Origin of the sequence: Halorhabdus rudnickae (genome assembly GCF_900880625.1) — an archaeon.
Lineage (GTDB): Archaea > Halobacteriota > Halobacteria > Halobacteriales > Haloarculaceae > Halorhabdus > Halorhabdus rudnickae.
Genome location: NZ_CAAHFB010000001.1, coordinates 850,769 through 868,117, shown reverse-complemented (window position 1 = coordinate 868,117; position 17,349 = coordinate 850,769). Strand labels below are relative to the sequence as shown.

The following is a 17,349-nucleotide window of genomic DNA, read 5'->3' as shown; positions in this document are numbered from 1 at the left end:
ACTTTGACATGCGTTCACGCCTGACGCGACGGGGCTTCCTCGCTTCCGGAGTGACGGCGCTCGGTGCTGGCGTCGCCGGATGTACCGAACGGTCGGGGATGACCACGCGATCGACGACTGTTCCCGGGGTGACCACGACCGATCGGTCATCGTCGACTCAGTCGAACGGGGATTCGGATCTACCCGACGCCGTCGGGGGAGACCTCGTTGCCGAGGGATTTACGGCACCCCTCGCCGTCGAATTCTTCGGCGAATCGACGCTGTTGGTCGCCGATCAGGCAGGAGTCGTTCGCGTCGTCACCGACGGGACTCTCCGCGATCGCCCCGTCGTCGACGTCCGCGACAGCATGGTTTCGTTATCGGGCTACGAGGAACGTGGGCTGTTGGGACTCGCCGTTCACCCGGAGTACCCCGACGACCAGCGGATCTTCGTCAGATATAGCGCCCGGCCCCGGTCGGGGATGCCGGCACGGTTCTCCCACCGGTTCGTTCTCGCCTCCTTCGAGGTCGATCCGGATACGCTCCTGGCGGATCCGGATAGCGAGCGGACGATCCTCGACTTTGCCGAACCACAGGACAACCATAACGCGGGAGCGATCGCCTTTGGCCCGGAGGGCTACCTGTACGTCGGCGTCGGCGACGGTGGCGACAGCAACGATACCGGATACGGACACGTCACTGACTGGTACGGCGACAACGCGGGCGGCAACGGACAGGACGTGACCGAGAACGTCCTGGGGAGCGTGCTGCGGATCGACGTCACGGACACCGGCGACGAACCCTACACCGTCCCCGACGACAATCCGCTCGTCGGTCGTGACGGGCTGGACGAACACTTCGCCTGGGGCTTTCGCAATCCCTGGGGAATATCCTTCCACGAGGGCGAACTCTACGCGGCGGATGTCGGCCAGAACCGCTTCGAGGAGATCGATCACGTTCGGGCGGGTGGCAACTACGGCTGGAACGTCCGGGAAGGTGCCCACTGCTTCAGCACGGACGCGCCGAGTTCACCCCCCGAATCGTGCCCGGACGAGACGGCGGACAGCGAGTCGCTAATCGACCCCGTGATCGAGTACCCGCACGGGGGCCAGCCGATCAGCGGGGTGGCGGTCATCGGCGGGTACGTCTACGCCGGGGAGGCGATCCCCGGGCTGGCCGGCCGGTACGTCTTCGCCGACTGGCAGGCCGACGGGAGCCTCTTCGTGGGGACGCCGACCGACGAGACGCCCTGGCGGACCGACCGACTCTCGGTGGAGGGGTCCTTCGGGTCGATGGTGCTCGGCTTCGGCCGTGATCCGTCGGGCGAGATCTACGTCTGTACGACCGAACGGCCCCAGGTGGCCGGATCGACGGGCGCGGTGTATCGGTTGACGCCGGCCTGAACGGGGCCGGTGCTCACCGATCAGTCGTCAGCCGCCGCAACCGCGCCGTGTTCGATGTCCGTCCCCAGCAGATCGAGGAATTCCGCGAGCCACTCGGGGTGATCCGGCCAGGCTTGCCCGGTCACGAGATTCCGATCGCGGGTGACGCCGTCGACCCACGAACAGCCGGCGGCCTCTACTTCAGCCTGCACTGCGGGATAGGCCGTCATCTCGTAGCCGTCCAGCACACCGGCCGCGGCGAGGATCTGCGGGCCGTGACAGATCGACGCCACCGGCTTTTCGGCCTCGAAGAAGTGCTGTACCGCCTCGATGACCGCGTCGTAGCCACGGAGGTACTCGGGTGCTCGCCCGCCGGGGACCACCAGGCCGTCGTACTCGGTCGGATCGACCTCGCTCATCGTCGCCGTCAACTCGAAGTTGTGGCCCCGTTCCTCCAGATACGTCTGGTCGCCACGGAAGTCGTGGATCGCGGTCTTGATTGTCTCGCCCGCCTCTTTCTCCGGGCAGACCGCGTCGACCTCGTGGCCGGCCATCTGTAAGGCCTGGAACGGCACCATGATCTCGTAGTCTTCCCCGAAGTCGCCGACGATCATCAGGAGTTGCTTCCCATCCATTGTGAATCACGCGCTCGTGCGCAACTTCTATAACGATTGTTTGCTAGATAAACGTTCGTGTGGACAGTGAGCAGGTCGTGGCTGGCGACGGGATGTTCTCGGGCGGAAGCTTACCGTCGCTTTCGGTCCCATCGCGGACCTGCCCGTTCGGCGAGTACGACGCCGACAAGTCCAGCCACTGCCGCGATCGCCAGCGCGAGCGTCGGAGCGATCGTGGAATATTGCCATGCCACAAGTGCGAGGACGACCAGCGGTACTGCGACGAGGATGACCGCCCCGCCGAAGACGGCAAAGCGGACCACGTCGAACAGCAGCGCGGTCGGCGAGAGTCCGGCAACCGTCGCCGAGACGCCGAAGACGTAGATCGCGACGGCGGGAAGGACGGCGACGCCGATCAGCAGGTCGGCTGGCGGGAACCATACGGCGGCGACCGCGAGCACGGCGAGACCACCGGGGACCGCCAGCGCGAGGAATGCGAGCAACTTCCCGCGGAACAATCGACGGGGTGAGAGCGGATAGCGATCGAACTCCGCGGAATCGTCGAACTGGGTCACCCAGGCGTAGGTTGTGAACGTCCCGAGGCCGAGTATCGTTCCGAAAGCGATGCCGGGCGCGAGTTCGAGTCCGGCCGCGTCGGCGACAGCCACGAGCAGCCAGCCTGTGATCGCGCCGAACAGCGACAGCGAGAACAGCACCTTCCAGACCGACCCGCTGGAACGGGCTACCTCACGGAGCGTCCGGCCTGCGACGCCGTACCCCACCGGCAGCGGCGGCACGCGGGACGCGCGCTCGCTCGTCTCGATCGGCTCGAAGAAGGCGAGCGCGAGTGCCCCACTGACGACGATCGGCGCCAGGGTTCGCAGTACGCTCCCGAGGGTCGGATCTCCGTAGAGTCCCGCCGGCGTGAACGCGATCGGATCGACGTTTCCGGCGACGACGAGCGCGACCATCGTGGCTACGATGGCCAGGAGAGCGATCGCGGATCGCGTGGCGACGGTGATCACTGCGAGGCTCACGGTCACGCCCATCGCGAACGCGAAGACGAGCGTCACCCACAGCAATCCGACGTCGATAAGGCTCCCGCCCAGCAGCGTTGCACGAGCGGCGTCGGCCAGCGCCAGCGGCCCAAGGATTAGGCCAGCGTAGTACAGCAGGTCCTTGAGGAGAAACGTCGCGAACACGCGTCGCCACGAGATCGGCAACGATCGGGAACTCCCGAGGAGTAGCGACACGTCGCCGAGCACGTTTCGCATTGCGTCACGGCCCACCAGCCCTATCGTTCCGACCTGCAGGCCCAGAAACGCGACGACCGCGTGCAGCCCACCGACGACAGTCCCGCGAGCGACACCCAGTTCGGCGAGCAGCGTCAGGCCAGCGGTCCCGATCACGAACATGACCGCCGGGAAAGCTGCGAACCGCCGCCCGCCGAACAACTGGGTGTGCAGTCGCCACTCCTCGCGGAGCATCGCGCCGAGCAGATTCACGGATCGGGGTCCCCCTCGCCGGCTCCCGGCGTCGCAGTCATCCGTTCATCGACCCCGCGCGAGCGGTCACCTGTCGTCGCCACGCCGCCGCCATCGACGGTCTCCATGAAGTACGCGAGCAGATCATCGTCGTCGAACGCGTCCGTCTCCTGGGTCCCCCGGAGGTGCCCGCCGTCCAGGACCCCGACCCGATCACAGAGGTCGGCCGCGACGTCGACGAAGTGCGTCGAGAGAAAGAGCGTGTTCCCGGCGTCGCAGTAGGCCCGCAACTCACGCTTGACTCGCTCCTGGAGGATCGGATCGAGGTTCACCAGCGGCTCGTCGATGAACACCAGGTCGGGATCGTGGACGAACGTGGCCCCGAGCATGACGCGCTGGCGCTGCCCCTCTGAGAGGTCCGCGGCGACGGTATCGAGGGTCTCTGCGAACTCCAGACGGCCGGCCCACCGTTCGATCCGATCGTCGATGTCATCGAGGTCTCTGACGTCGCCGACGAACCGGAGATACTCACGGGGCGTGAGGAAACTCGGCGGGTCCTCGCGTTCGGGGAGGATCCCCACCGCCGCGCGTACCTCTCGCGGGTTCGCGACGGGATCGATGCCCAGGACGCGTGCGGTCCCGGCGTCGGGGCGGCGCTGGCCCGTCAGGATCTCGATCGTCGTGGTTTTGCCCGAACCGTTCGGCCCGAGCAGACCGAACAGCGAACCCGACTCGACCGACAACGACAGCTCCGCGAGGGCGGTGAGGTCGCCGTATCGTTTCGTGAGCCTGTCCGTCTCGATGGCGACCATTCAGGGCGCCCTCCGGTGTCCGATCAGTCGGCCTGTCACTCCGCTACGGCGAGTCCGAGGCATGGCCGAACGCTGAACTGACGGCCTTATCAACTTATCCCCATGACGGCTGTCGGTCCCGTTCCGTACGGACGAGCGTGGGCTGGTTAGCCGAGAATCGGCTCTTCTCCTGGGGTGGTGTCGTCACCGAGCCCACGGTGGCGGATCGCCTCCTGGAGGCCGTCGGCAACCCCTTCTCTGAGACGGTCGGCCGCGTCGGCATCGATGTCCGCCGCGACGGCGTCGTCACCCATCAAACTGCTCGAGCCTGCCGTGTCGACGACGACCGATGCGAGATGCCGCCGTCGCTGGAAGATCGTCCGCGAGGAGATCACGGTCTGGACGCGGTAGTTCGGGACGACCGTGATCCGGCGCGACCAGAACCCATTGCGGGTGATCACATAGTCCTCACCGAGGACGTATCCCCTGTTTCGCCATTTGAGGTGGGCCGCGATCGGTACCGGCACCAGCACGACCGCTGCCAGGTACCACGGCCCCGAGATGTCCGGGACGAGCGTCACTGCGTAGGCGCCCGCGATCACCGCCAGTGCGACCAGCAGATACCTGACGGCGTAGCGTTCTCTCGCTCGCTTGGGCGGCCGTTCGAACGTCACGTCGCCGAACGGTTCGATCGACTGGGCGAGTGAAATCACCCGGTCGCGTTCGGCGATCGGGATCGCCGACTGGGAACGTGCGCCCGAGCCCTGACCGGGTGCGTATCCTGCTGTCTCGATCGTCAGGCTGGCGTATCCCAGCCAGCGGGCCAGTACGTTCTCCCGGATCGAGACAGTCTGGACCTTCTCGACGGGGATCGACCCACTGTAGCGCTGGATGAGTCCACGCTCGTAGCGGTACTCTTCCCCGACCGAGTGCAACTCGAAGTCGTAGTACTGCAGCATGGAGACGATACCGCTGACGATCGCCAGGGCGACGATCGTTCCGAGACCGACGAGCGGGCCGATCAGGAACAGTTGATCGACGTCCGGGAGGACGCTGGCGATGGCCGCCGGGCCGAACACCGACAGCGCGACCAGAACGAGCGGGACGAGTCGCAGATCCATCGAGACAAAACCGAGGATGCCCAACTCGCGGGGTGTGATGGCGAAGAGTGTCGTCGATTCCTGTTCGTCAGTCGAGTCTCCCTCTGGCTCCTCCGCGCGCTTCCGTCGGCTGATTTCACTCTGGAGGCGCTCGGCCTCCTGACGGGAGACGTACTCGAGTGTGGCCTCCGTCTGGCCGCCGCCAGCGGTCTCCAGGCGAACTTCGGCGATGCCCAGTAGCCGCTGGATCACGTTCTGTCGGATGTCGACGTTCTGGACCCGATAGTACGGGATCTCTCGATCACGACGTGAAAAGACCCCGGACTGGATGTCGAACGTGTCCTCAGTGAGTTCGTAGCGGAACCGCCGGTGGTAGGCAACGTTCCAGCCGGCGACGAGACCGACGCCGAGGAGCGCGATGCCGACGAAGATGAGCGCACCTTCGAGGAAGTCGCTGCTACCAGCACCGGCGACCGCACCGAAGACGATCGCCCCGCCGACCTGGAGGCTGTTCTCGGCGATTCGGTAGGGGATCGAGAGTGGATCGAGTCGCATGGTTAGACGGCGTCGTCACCAGTCGATTCCTTCGCGAGCATCTTCAGGCGATCCTGGAGATCCTCGGCATCCTCGGGGGTCAATCCGGGGATCGTTACGTCGGCCCCCCGCGAGCCGGCCGTGTAGACGACCAGTGACGAGAGGCCGATCACCCGGTCGATGGGGCCACGACTCGTGTCGATGTGCTGGACGCGGACGAACGGGACGACGGTTTTGACGTGGGTGACCACCCCACGCTCGAGGTAGAGAGCGTCCTCGCGTACCTCGTATTGCCAGGTGCGATACAGCCACAAGACGTGCCCGATGCCCACTATCGCGACGAGGACCCCGACACCGACGCCGGGGAGTGGCCCCCATTCGAGGGCGAATATGCTGATCGCCCCGACGACAGCACCCACGACGGCTGCCGTAAGTAGCGCCCCGATCCCCCACTTCAAGCGGATCGCCCCCTCGATATTCCGGGAACCTGTCACCAGTTCCTGCGCTGGCTCCCGCTCGCCGTCCGATAGCCCGTCGCCTCCTCCGTTATTGTCGGTCTCCGCCAGGACTTCCGCTCTGACCTCCGTCGACCCCTGGTCTACGTATTCACCCGTTTTATCGGTCTCGGACGCACGTTCACTGGGCGGCCGATCGTCTTCGGTCATGCTTGGACGTTCCGATAGCGAGGGGTTTAATGGTGCTGCCGGACTGCAGACCACGAAGTCACTATCTCGCTTGCGTCGGGACGGCCGACGGTGCTCTCAACCGTGGCAATAGGCTGGCGAACGAACCCGGGAGCGGCCAACACCGCACCCGGATCGCGCGATGAACAGCGAACGGCGATCGGGTTTTCAAATCGTCTTCGTTGCGCGGTCGTGTTCTCGAAGTGAGAGGACCTTCGTCCAGCCTGACCCAGCCGAACAAGCCTTATTGTGTCAGCGATGCACTGTCCGGACATGGCAGACGTAATTGTCGTCGGCGGCGGTCCCGCCGGCCTGAGTGCCGCACTGTTCACTGCGAAGAACGATCTGGAGACGGTCGTTTTCGACACGGACGAAACCTGGATGCACAAGGCCCATCTGTTCAACTATCTCGGGATCGAGTCGATGGACGGCAGCGAGTTCATGGATGTCTCACGCGAGCAAGTCCAGGAGTTCGGTGTCGAACGAAACCAGAGCGAGGAGGTAACGGCCGTCACGGAGACGGACGACGGATTCACCGTCGAAACCGAAGACGGCGAGTATGCGGCCGAGTACGTCGTGCTGGCGACTGGCGCGGATCGCTCGCTGGCCGAAGAGTTGGGCTGTGCGACCACCGAGGACGGCATCGTCGACGTGGACGTCGACATGGAGACCAGTGTCGCGGATGTCTACGCGACGGGTGCGATGGTTCGGGCCGAAGAGTGGCAGGCCGTCATCGCTGCGGGTGACGGCGCGGCAGCCGCGCTGCATATCCTCTCGAAGGAAAAGGGCGAGCACTTCCACGACTTCGACATGCCCGCCGACGCCGAGTAGGGAACGCGACTGGACTTTTTTTCGAACGATCAGTGTCTCGACTGCCCCGTCAGTTTGCCGTCTCGTTGTCGGTCGCGCGCTCGTCGTCCGGCGCGACAATCTGGGTATCCTGGCCTGCTTTGACGGGGATCCGATCGACGACTTCCCCGTTGTCGTTCGTGATCAGGACGTAGTAGAGCACGTCTTCGCCGTCCGGTGCCGGCTGGACGTTGGTGCCGTTTTCATCAGTATCGATTTGATCCTGGTCGATATCACCGCGAATGAACTCTCGGATCGCTGTGTCGTCGCTGAGTTCGATTGCTGTACCGGAGTCAGCATTGACGAAGACGTTCCGCGTCACGTCCGTAAAGTCGGTGGGCACGACCTTGATGTGCCACCAGAGGTCACCGTCGACGGTTACTGGGACCGGTTCCGTGACGACGAAATTGTCCCCCCAGCCAGTCTGGGGACCTTTTGATTTGGCCTTCCCCATCGCTTTTTCGGGACCAGTCAGCGTCTCTTCATTGGTGCCGAAATAGGTATACTCGCCAGTATCGGCGTCGGCGAACCACACTTCGTCCAGCCCACGCGTATCCTCGCCGTACGGTTCCATCGCCGTGACGTAGGACATCCGCTCGCCTTCGAGGTCGATCACGAACGGCTGTTCGTTATCGGCATTCTTGGGGAGGGTCGCGACCTCGACCTCTCCCTTGTGGGTGCCGATCACCGACATTTGGTTGATGATCCCCTCACGGTACCCGAGCGATCCCATCTCGGTTCGGGTCAACGTCATCGGATAGAGCCGCTGGCCGTCGAGGATTTCGTTCGCTTGTGCCGCTTCGGGTGAGAGATGCTCAATGGTTCCGTCGGGACGGACCAAGGCACCTCCGTTCCACTTCGGCGTCGTGTGCGGGAACGGGAGCAGGTGCCACTCGTGGCCCGTCTTTGGGTAATAGAGGTAGGGCTGTCCGTCGTGGCTAAACTCGACGGCTTCGTCGTTGTACTTCGATAGATACCCGCCGAGCTTGACGTTCCACCGGGCCGAGCGGTGGAGCCACATGCCCTCTCCGTGCTCGAAGTCTTGTTCGTAGACATCGATCTGTTGTTGATCCATAGACGTCATGTTTGCGACGAGGACACCACGTTGATTCTCCAGCAACTTGTTCCGGGCTCCATCGGGTTCGATCGGGTACGACCACGCCAGCGAACCGTCCTCCTGTCTGGCGATGTCGCTCGTCCCCAGACGGTGCGTTCGATAGGAGACTGACCCACGGGTAGTTACGTCCGAGACCGCACGCGGCACAACGCGTGGGTTGGCAGGATTGGACTGCGGAAACTCTTCGAGTTCGGTCGCGTCGGCCATGGTCTGCTGGGCCAGCGTCCGCTTTTCCAGCGCCCCCGCCGGCAGACTCACGAGCATCGAGAGGACAAAGAGGACGGCCAGGACGCCACCCAGTAGGCTGAGTTTTCGCATCGCCGTCCCGCTCCCCGAAAAGGCGGTGTTGATTTGGACTTCTTCAGAGCCGAACACCACCGTCGGGCCGTTGGAGTCGCGCTGGCCCCCATCGAGACGCCAGGGCGGATAGAACCACAGTACCAATGCCGTGACAGTGCCTCCGCCGATCAAAACGAGTCCGGACGGCGAAAACAACGCGGCGTAGACCACACCGTGGACCAGTGGCCGAACCAGATACAGGATGCCCACGACGATCGTAAGGATTAGCATGCGCGTTCCCAGGAAGTACGGCAACCGGGACCCCGACGACGGGATGGAGCCCGACCCGTCGCCACCGAGACTGTCGATGCCTGTCATATATCGGTTGGACGGCCGGTTCGATTAAATACTGTGGGTTCAGGCTGGCATCATCCGACCGATAGCCATCACAATCAGTCTCGTCGAAACTTGGGTGGTTCGGCGTCGTCCGAGAGAAAGATGCTATCGAGGTCGGGGTCGAAGTACACTTCCAGCGCGCGGAGCGCGCCAGCGTACGCAGAGATCATAATGAACGCGAAGACGACGATGGCTGGCAAGACGAACTGGAGGACCATGCCTCAGCCGAGAGACGGCGCCCGCAAAAATGTTGGTGACTCGTCTCCAACAGTGTATCCCTATGTCACTCGGGGGTGTCACTCGTGTCCGGAGACCGCAACCGGCTCGTACGGTTCCTCCAGATACGCTTGATCTGACTCGCTAAGGTCAATCTCCAACGCTTCGACGGCGTCCTCAAGATGCTCGACACTCGTCGTGCCGACAATGGGTGCATCGACGGCATCCTGTTCGAGCAACCACGCCAGCGCGATCTGGGCCATCGTCACGCCGTGATCGGCTGCCAGCTGCGCGACGCGCTCGTTTATCTCCCGGCCACCGCCCTCGAAGTAGGGGTGTTCGCGGGCGTAGTCGTCGGTCTGTCCACGCGTCGTGGTGTCGAAATCCTCGTGCGGTCGGGTGAGATAGCCACGCGCGAGCGGACTCCATGGGATGACGCCCACCCCTTCTCGCTCACAGAGCGGGAGCATCTCGCGTTCTTCCTCGCGATACAGCAGATTGTAGTGGTTCTGCATCGTCTGGAAACGTTCGAGATTCTCGCGATCGCTGGTCGCTAAGGCGTCGGCGAACTGGTAGGCCCACATCGAGGACGTGCCGACGTATCGCGTCTGTCCACGACGGACGGCGTCGTCCAGCGCAGCGAGCGTCTCTGCGATCGGCGTGTCGTAATCCCAGCGGTGGGTCTGGTAGAGATCGACCGTCTCCATACCCAGCCGGTCGAGGCTGTTCTGCAACTCCTGCTCGATGGCCTTCCGGGAGAGGCCACCCGAGTTCGGATTCTCGTCGTCCATCTGGAAGAACCCTTTCGTGGCGACGACCTGCTCGTCGCGGTCGTAGTCAGCCAGGACGTTCCCGAGGACGCGCTCGGACTCGCCCAGCGAATACATGTTGGCTGTATCAAAGAAGTTGATCCCCAGGTCGATCGCGCGCTCGATGATCTCACGGGATTCGTCTTCCTCGAGGACCCACTCACGCCAGTCACTCGATCCGAAGCTCATACAGCCCAGACAGATCCGGCTGACCTCCATGCCTGTGGAGCCGAGGGTCGTATACTCCATGCCGACGGCCAGGTTTGGCGCGGAGAAAAGGGTTCGGCCGGCGGGTGTCCAGTAGTTGATTATTCCGCCGAGCCACGCGGGAAGTTCCCGATCGTCGCCTCGCGGAAGGCATCCTCGTCGAAGTCTGCGTCGAGCCACTCGGTCAGTTGTGCGGCGTCCCGCATCGCGTTTTTCAGACACGTCGAGGCACCGGGCGAGGGCGTGATGTTGAAAATGACGGCGTTCCCGGTGAGCTTGGCTTCACCCATGTCCAGGGACTTCGTCTCCGTGTTGACGATCTGTGGACGGACGCCGCCGTATCCCTTCGCGCGCCCGATGTCGTCGGCCTCCATCGTCGGGACGACTTTCTGGACGTGCGGGAGGAAGGCCCGTTTGCCGACGGCGGGCAGATCATAGAGCAGGTTCTCCAGCACGTACGGCAGCAGCGTCCGATCGGCGAGGATGTTCGCGTAACTCAACACGGAGTCCGGGGTGAGTTCGAACACGTCGAAGAAGTCGGCGACCGTCGAGAGTCGACCGCGCTCTAAGGCGGGCACGACCTTCGCCGTCGGCCCGAACCGTGTTAGTCCCTGATCGTGGACTTCGGCGTCGCCGTGGACCGCCGCGAAGGGGAGTTTCGCCATCTGGAGCGTGTAGACCTTGCCGTTCAGGAGGCCGTCATCGGCGACGAAGAAACTGCCGGCGACCGGCAGCAAGGACAGGTCCTCGCCGTAGCCCATTTCTTTGGCGATCTGGAGGCTGTGAGACCCGGCGGCGACGACTGTCGCGTCGCTTTGGTACCAGCCACGTTCAGTCTCGATGAGGAATTCGTCGTCGGTTTCGTTGACGCTCTGTACTTCCGTCCCCGTAAAGACGTCTACCCCGTCCTCGCCTTCGACCGCCCGGACGAAGTCGATCGCAAGCTCGCCGTAATCGACCGTGTAGCCGTCGGGCGTCTGCAGCGCGAGCATCTCGGTGTTCGGGTCCCGACCTTCGACGACCTTCGGCTCGATCTCCGCGATCTCCTCGCGATCGATCGCGTCGAGTTTCGGGAAGAGGTCGCCAAACCCTTTCTCGTCGTAGCGGCGTTCGAGCCGATCGACTTCCTCGTCGCCGACCGCCAGCGCCATCTTGCTGCGCTTTGCGTGCATCTCGCGGTCGGGGTCGTTGTCTTCGAGGTAGCCGGCGACCATCTCCGCACCCTCTTTTACCTCCTCGGCCTTCTCCAGGGAGTAGTTGGTCTCGATGTCCCCGAAGTGCAGCGTCTGGGAGTTGTTCGTGTGGTGGGAGTTGATCGCCGCGATCTCGGGTTCCTTCTCGAAGAGCGCCACGGACTCGACATCGGTGAACTTCTCGACCGTATACAGCAACGAGGCCCCGCTGATGCCGCCCCCGACGATGACGAGATCGTATTCACCTTGCATAGCCTGATCGAGGTCGGTCGGATACTTGAGTGACGCGCCGGCGGAACGGGATGCCTTGATACCCCCTACTCGTCGCGACCACGACAGACTCTTTTGAGGGACTTGCCTAGTTGTCGGTATGCCAGAGTATCCGATCGTCGTCCGCGAGATCGGCGGCCAGAACCGGCTGGGTGTCGAGGAGGCCGACGACCTCGCGGCGGACGTCCGCGAGGTGGTCACCGAAGGCTACAATCGGATCGACATCGAGGAGCGATCCGACGGCGAAGCAGTCGGAACCGTGGTGGCGAGTGACGATCGCCAGACGATCGAGGACGTCCGCTGGGACACCTGATCGTGACGTTACTAGCCGAGAACGACCGGGTGACCCACCAAAGAGAGTCAGACGACGTCTCGAACCTGTTCGACCCACGGACACAGCGGATCGCTCGCAAGCGGATTTCCCGTCACCGCATGTGCCCGCGAACGTGACCCGCCACAGATGTCCAGATACTCACACGTCCCGCAGGAGCCGACGAACTGGTCCGTATCGCGGAGTCGCTCGAAGAGATCGGCGTTCCGGTAGATGTCCACCAGACTCCGTTCGGTGACGTTCCCGGCGCTTTCGGGGAGAAAGCCCGACGGATAGACCTCTCCCTCGTAGCTGACGAACACGAAGCCTTTGCCGGCCCGCGTCGAGCCGACGCGAACGCCCTCGCCGGACTCCCGCCGTTCGAGTTCGTCCGCGACACGTCGATAATGTGGCGATTCGACGGTAATCACTCGATAGGAAGCCTCACGGCCGCGGCGGTAGAGCCACTCCATCACCTCGACTGTTCGTTCGGGATCGAGTTGGGCCAGCTCCTCGCCGCGGCCGATCGGCACGAGGAAAAACACCTCCCACATCGCGGCGTCGAATTCCTCGACCATGTCGGCGATCTCGGGCAGGTCCTCGACGGTGTTCGCGGTGACGGTCGTGTTGATCTGGATCTCCATGCCCGCCTCGCGGGCCTGCCGGGCGGCCTGCTCGACGCGGGTGAACGATCCCTCCTCGCCACGGAACTCGTCGTGGGTCTGGGGTGTCGCGCCGTCCAGCGAGAGCGCGATCCGCTCGACGCCGGTGTCGGCCAATTGTCCGATTACGTCCCCGGTCAGATTTTCCGTCGGTGCCGGCGTGACGGCCGTCGTCACGTCCCGATCGTCGGCGTGATCGAGCAACTCCAAGAGATCCGGCCGCTCTAGCGGGTCGCCGCCGGAAAACACCAGGATGGGCTGGGGGTGGCCGAAGTCCGCGATCGAGTCGATGAACGCCTGTCCCTCCGCCGTCGAGAGTTCGGCCGGATCGCGGTCGGGCTGAGCCTCAGCCCGGCAGTGGTCACACTCGAGTTCACAGGCCTGGGTCACCTCCCAGGTGACGATCAGTGGCCGCTCGTCGTAGTTCCGGGTTCCGGGATGGCCACCCGGATGGCCGCTGTCCGACGAGCCGGGCTGACCACCGGGATGGCCTTCGATTGAGGACTCTGGGTGACCGTTCGAGCCTGCTTGCGATCGCTCGCCGTACGGGTGATCCCCTGACATCAGTCCGCTGGAGGTGGGTGCCCGACGGCCTAAAGTCCACGGTCGATTCCCGGGACTCAGTATCGCTCGGGGTCGATGGTCCCGGCGTAGCGTCGCATCGCCGCGTAGAGGGCGACCGCCGCGACGACCAGACCGACGACCGTCGCGGTCGTCACCGTCGTCGCACTTCCGACGGCGAGTTTCGCCGCCACGGTCGCGGGATGTTCGGGCAGCAACGCCATCGCGGCGAACCCGCCAAGCACTACGATCGAGTACAGCAACTGGGCCTCGCGGCGCTTTGCCGTCACCAGCCCCAACACGACGCCGATCACGACGACCAGCACTGCCGCCGCCGAGACGAGAGCGATCAGGGGGAGGACGTTCCGGATCGTGATCCCGTTGAGCGTGAGCAGCACGATCCAGAGGATCGCCTGCAACGGCGCTAGCACCGCCATCCCGAGGGCCTTCCCGTCGACGATGTCCGTGAGCGAGACGGGCGCGACGCGCAGGAGTTCCAGCGTCCCACGTTCGATCTCTTCGGTGATGGCGTCGACCGCGATGGACCCGCTGATAAAGGGCGGCAGGAACAACAGCAGCGGGACGAGCACCGTGTAGGTGAACGCGAAGTACGGACTGGCATTTTCTTCGGGCGGCAGGTCGACCGGCTGGCGCGTCAGCCACTCGGCTCGCTCGCTCCGCTCGGTTCGCTCCAGGCTCTCCAGGACGGAGCGGATCTGAACCACCGCCAGCGTCGAGCGGATACTGCCTTCCGGGATCGACGCCGTCACCTGTATCGTCCCGTTGACCGTGTTTCCGTCGAGCAGTGCATCCACCCGGCCACGCTGGAAGCCGGCCTGCGCGTCGGCGTAACTTCCGAACTGGACCGGTCGCACGCCATCGACCTCGGCCGCTGCCTCTTGGAGTTCCGCGGCGGCGTCGCCCGACACACCGACTTCGAGGCCCCCGGCTTCGACCGAGCCGGGATCGTACAGCGAGGTCAGCCCGACGACGAGGAACGACGAGAACGCCGCGATGAACAACTGGATCAACAGTGCGAGGACGATCGTCTTCTCCCGGGACAGGGAGGCGACGTCCCGGCGGGCGATCCGCAATCGAACGTCGGTCAGCCAGCCGTCGGTGCCGGACTGTCCACGCTGCTCGTCGATGGAACGATCACCCGACAAGGACGGTCACCACCGTTAGGTTGTACGCGAGATGAATCACGATTGCCGCTGTCAATCCGACGACGTATCCTCGACGGCTATAGACCGCGCCGAGCGCCGAGGCACTCGCCGTCACGGCGTGTAACGCGAGCGGTGCCAGCAATAGCGCGATGGCGAGCAACGGCGACACCTCACCGGGCGCCCCACTCGTGGCGAAGGCCGCCTGTTGAACTTCCGGGAGGTCGGTCCCGAGCAGTTGGACGATGAGACCGAGTTTCTCCGCGATGAAGAATCCGAGTCCCGACAGCGATCCGACGATGATCGCGTTCCGAACCGTCCGGGCGTACTTTTTGTGGACGAACCCGGCATAAAGGTGGAGACTCTTTGCGAGTTCCTCGATGACAGCGACTGCGATCAGGATCGCCGGGATCGAGAACGACTGCGGGACGGCAAACAGCATCGCGACCGCAACCAGTTCCGTGACCAGCACAAAGGGCAGCAGGATGATCGAGAGCTTCGCCGCGCTCGTCCGACGTTTGATCCGCCCGGAGAGCGAATCGAGTATCTTCAGCGGGATCGGCCGCTGGGTGAACATGTCTTCCTCGCGGTAGAGTCCGGCACCCAGTCCGAAGGTGACGACGGCCGTCAGGAACGGCGGCAACGTCGAGAAGGTAAACTCGACGAGACTGATTGCCTGACCCTGGAGGTCACGGACGACCAGCGTCAGCGGCGAGATGAGCGCGATCGGTGTCACGTCGGTGAAAATCGCCGGTACGAAGGCGTAACTCGTCAGCGCGACCGTGATCGTCACCGTCACGAAGGTCAGTTCCTTGAACGACCGGGCGAACATCGCCCCGGTGAACGTCGCCCCCAGGAACAGCAGGACCAGCGGTATCACCGCCAGCAGCGAGATCCAGCCTGTCGCCGCCGACGGCCCGACCGCCAGCAATCCCAGCGTGATCAGCACCTCGAAGGCCATCGCACCGAGGAAGTACGGCAGCGTCTTTCCGGCGATGATGTCCCCCCGCGAGACCGGCGAGACGAGCATCAGTTCCCCCCGTCGGTTGATACGCTCGCTGAGGATCGTGCTCCCGTAGGCCTGGATGACGAAGTTCAGCGGCAGGACGAACACGAACGCCAACACGAGCGACCCGAAGGGGAACGGCGGCGAGATGTCCGACGGCGACCCGGTCGTTCCACCGCCGCCGAGGCCACCAAACAGCCCGCCGAGGCCACCCAGCGATCCGCCCCCCTCGCCTTCGGAGACCGAACTGCCGCTGTCACTGGAACCCGTCTCGCCGCTACTCCTACCGGATCCCGAACTCCCCGTGTCTCCGTCCGTGCCGTCCTCACTACCACTACCAGTCCCGTCAGCTCCGCCCGTTGGGCCAGTCGACACCGACCGGTCGACGTAGCGCAGCGACACTGAGACGGGGAAGGCCGCTGTCCGGTTGTCTTGTCGACCCATGACCTCGTCGTTGTAGCGCTGGGTCGCACTCCGCAGCTCTGATCGTGCGGCTCGACCCTTCGATGAGTCTGCCGTCTCGACGATACGTTCACCGTCGATCTGTAGGTCGAGCCGTCCGTCCTCGACGCCGTCCGGGTCCGGCGGGCGGACGGCGAACGTCGACTCGTTGGTCACGACGTCGTGATATGGGCTGGCTTCGTCGACGCCTACCCGATAGATGCCTTGATCTAGTGCGATCCCCTGGCTGGCGATGAGTGGTGCAAGCGCCCCGACCAGCACGATTGCCGCGGCTGCGATGGCGACCGTCCGGCGGTCGATCCCGCCCGCATTCTTGGTGACCTCCCAGCGGGCGATGCGGAGGACCTTCCTCGCCCGCACGTTTAGGCCCCCGAACTGGCACTCTCTGCATCGACCGTCTGCTCCTCACCGCTGCCCGGTTCGGCCACGTTGAGGAACACCTCCTCGAGACTCGACTCCTCCGTGCGGATGTCGACGACCTCTCCCCCCTTCTCGGCGGCGACTGTCCGGGTCTCTTCGACGGCGGCCATCGAGGTGACGCTGCGTTTGAACCGGCCGTTCTCCCGGACGCTGTCGGGCACCTCGACAGTCGTGTAGACGTGATAGGTCGTCTCGCCGTGTTCGTCTTGCAGCGCGTCGAGAGGACCTTTCGCCACGATCGTCCCTTCGTTCATGATGGCAACGCGATCGCAGATCGACTCGACGTGATAGAGGTTGTGGGCGCTGAAGACGATCGTCTTGCCCTCCGCGGCGAGTTCGGTCGTAAAGTCGATGATGAAGTTCGTCGTCAGCGGGTCCAGCCCGCTGGCCGGTTCGTCGTAGATCAACACGTCCGGATCGTTGATCAACGACCGCGCGATAGCCACTTTCCGTTTCATCCCCTTCGACATGTCGCCCAGGGGCCGCTCGCGGTGTTCGAGGTCGAGTCGATCGAGCGTGTCGTGCATTCGCCTGGTCGCTTGGTTTTCCGGGACGTCATAGAGGTCTGCAAAGAAGGAAAGATACGAAATCGGCGTCATCTCCTCGTAGAGAGGTGACTCCTCGGGAAGGAACCCGAGCCGACGACGCATCGCCGTGTCGTCGGTTTCGAGGCCGGCGATCTGTACGTCGCCAGATGTCGGTTCGACCAGCCCAGCAAGCATCTTCAGGGTGGTCGTCTTCCCGGCCCCATTGGGGCCAATGATCCCGAACACTTCGCCCTGGTCCACCGAGAAAGTACTGCCCTCGACGGCCGCGAAGTCGCCGTACTCTTTGCGCAGATCCCGGACCTCGATCATGCTGG

Annotated in this window: 16 protein-coding genes; 3 read left to right on the top strand and 13 right to left on the bottom strand. The window is 64.1% G+C overall.

What is annotated here, in order from left to right:
• Positions 1–8: 8 nt before the first annotated feature.
• Positions 9–1,382, top strand: coding sequence for a PQQ-dependent sugar dehydrogenase (locus BN2694_RS04295; RefSeq protein ID WP_135662924.1), 1,374 nt, complete (start codon positions 9–11; stop codon positions 1,380–1,382).
• 20 nt (positions 1,383–1,402) lie between these two features.
• Here BN2694_RS04295 and BN2694_RS04290 read toward each other — a convergent pair whose 3' ends face one another.
• The 5 genes from BN2694_RS04290 to BN2694_RS04270 form a co-directional block, all read right to left on the bottom strand.
• Positions 1,403–1,996, bottom strand: coding sequence for a DJ-1/PfpI family protein (locus BN2694_RS04290; protein ID WP_135662922.1), 594 nt, complete (start codon positions 1,994–1,996; stop codon positions 1,403–1,405).
• Between the two features lie 110 nt (positions 1,997–2,106).
• Positions 2,107–3,480, bottom strand: a complete 1,374-nt coding sequence (locus tag BN2694_RS04285) for a hypothetical protein (protein WP_244605357.1) — start codon at positions 3,478–3,480, stop codon at positions 2,107–2,109.
• Positions 3,477–4,271, bottom strand: a complete 795-nt coding sequence (locus tag BN2694_RS04280) for an ABC transporter ATP-binding protein (RefSeq protein WP_135662921.1) — start codon at positions 4,269–4,271, stop codon at positions 3,477–3,479. Before BN2694_RS04280 ends, BN2694_RS04285 begins: the two co-directional genes overlap by 4 nt.
• Positions 4,272–4,417: 146 nt before the next feature.
• A complete protein-coding gene (locus BN2694_RS04275; RefSeq protein WP_135662919.1) occupies positions 4,418–5,905 on the bottom strand; it encodes a PH domain-containing protein in 1,488 nt (495 codons plus the stop codon).
• 2 nt (positions 5,906–5,907) lie between these two features.
• Positions 5,908–6,360 (bottom strand): PH domain-containing protein, encoded by a 453-nt coding sequence (locus BN2694_RS04270; RefSeq protein WP_135665442.1) that lies wholly within the window; start codon positions 6,358–6,360, stop codon positions 5,908–5,910.
• Positions 6,361–6,840: 480 nt separating this feature from the next.
• Here BN2694_RS04270 and BN2694_RS04265 point away from each other — a divergent pair, with 480 nt between their 5' ends.
• Positions 6,841–7,398: an NAD(P)/FAD-dependent oxidoreductase gene (locus BN2694_RS04265; RefSeq protein ID WP_135662917.1), complete on the top strand. Its 558-nt coding sequence runs from the start codon at positions 6,841–6,843 to the stop codon at positions 7,396–7,398.
• Between the two features lie 49 nt (positions 7,399–7,447).
• Here the strand turns inward: BN2694_RS04265 and BN2694_RS04260 are convergent, their stop codons facing one another.
• The 4 genes from BN2694_RS04260 to BN2694_RS04250 form a co-directional block, all read right to left on the bottom strand.
• Entirely contained in the window at positions 7,448–9,190 is a 1,743-nt protein-coding gene (locus tag BN2694_RS04260) for a hypothetical protein (RefSeq protein ID WP_135662915.1), read from the bottom strand.
• A gap of 74 nt (positions 9,191–9,264) precedes the next feature.
• The gene (locus tag BN2694_RS16970) at positions 9,265–9,426 is read right to left on the bottom strand and encodes a hypothetical protein (protein ID WP_167879961.1); all 162 of its coding nucleotides are present in this window, start codon (positions 9,424–9,426) and stop codon (positions 9,265–9,267) included.
• 78 nt (positions 9,427–9,504) lie between these two features.
• Positions 9,505–10,482: an aldo/keto reductase gene (locus BN2694_RS04255; protein WP_135662913.1), complete on the bottom strand. Its 978-nt coding sequence runs from the start codon at positions 10,480–10,482 to the stop codon at positions 9,505–9,507.
• Between the two features lie 59 nt (positions 10,483–10,541).
• The gene (locus BN2694_RS04250) at positions 10,542–11,885 is read right to left on the bottom strand and encodes an FAD-dependent oxidoreductase (protein WP_135662911.1); all 1,344 of its coding nucleotides are present in this window, start codon (positions 11,883–11,885) and stop codon (positions 10,542–10,544) included.
• Positions 11,886–12,003: 118 nt separating this feature from the next.
• Here BN2694_RS04250 and BN2694_RS04245 point away from each other — a divergent pair, with 118 nt between their 5' ends.
• Positions 12,004–12,216 carry a hypothetical protein gene (locus BN2694_RS04245; protein ID WP_135662909.1) on the top strand — a complete coding sequence of 71 codons (213 nt, stop codon included), beginning with the start codon at positions 12,004–12,006 and terminating at the stop codon, positions 12,214–12,216.
• Positions 12,217–12,263: 47 nt separating this feature from the next.
• Here BN2694_RS04245 and BN2694_RS04240 read toward each other — a convergent pair whose 3' ends face one another.
• Genes BN2694_RS04240 through BN2694_RS04225 form a run of 4 tightly spaced genes read right to left on the bottom strand, consistent with a single transcriptional unit; the run spans position 12,264 to position 17,344 of the window.
• Positions 12,264–13,439, bottom strand: a complete 1,176-nt coding sequence (locus BN2694_RS04240) for a radical SAM protein (protein WP_167879960.1) — start codon at positions 13,437–13,439, stop codon at positions 12,264–12,266.
• Between the two features lie 56 nt (positions 13,440–13,495).
• The gene (locus tag BN2694_RS04235; RefSeq protein WP_244605418.1) at positions 13,496–14,545 is read right to left on the bottom strand and encodes an ABC transporter permease; all 1,050 of its coding nucleotides are present in this window, start codon (positions 14,543–14,545) and stop codon (positions 13,496–13,498) included.
• A 46-nt stretch (positions 14,546–14,591) separates the two neighbouring features.
• Positions 14,592–16,427: a PrsW family glutamic-type intramembrane protease gene (locus tag BN2694_RS04230; protein WP_135662907.1), complete on the bottom strand. Its 1,836-nt coding sequence runs from the start codon at positions 16,425–16,427 to the stop codon at positions 14,592–14,594.
• Between the two features lie 2 nt (positions 16,428–16,429).
• Positions 16,430–17,344, bottom strand: a complete 915-nt coding sequence (locus tag BN2694_RS04225) for an ABC transporter ATP-binding protein (RefSeq protein WP_135662905.1) — start codon at positions 17,342–17,344, stop codon at positions 16,430–16,432.
• Between the last annotated feature and the right edge of the window lie 5 nt (positions 17,345–17,349).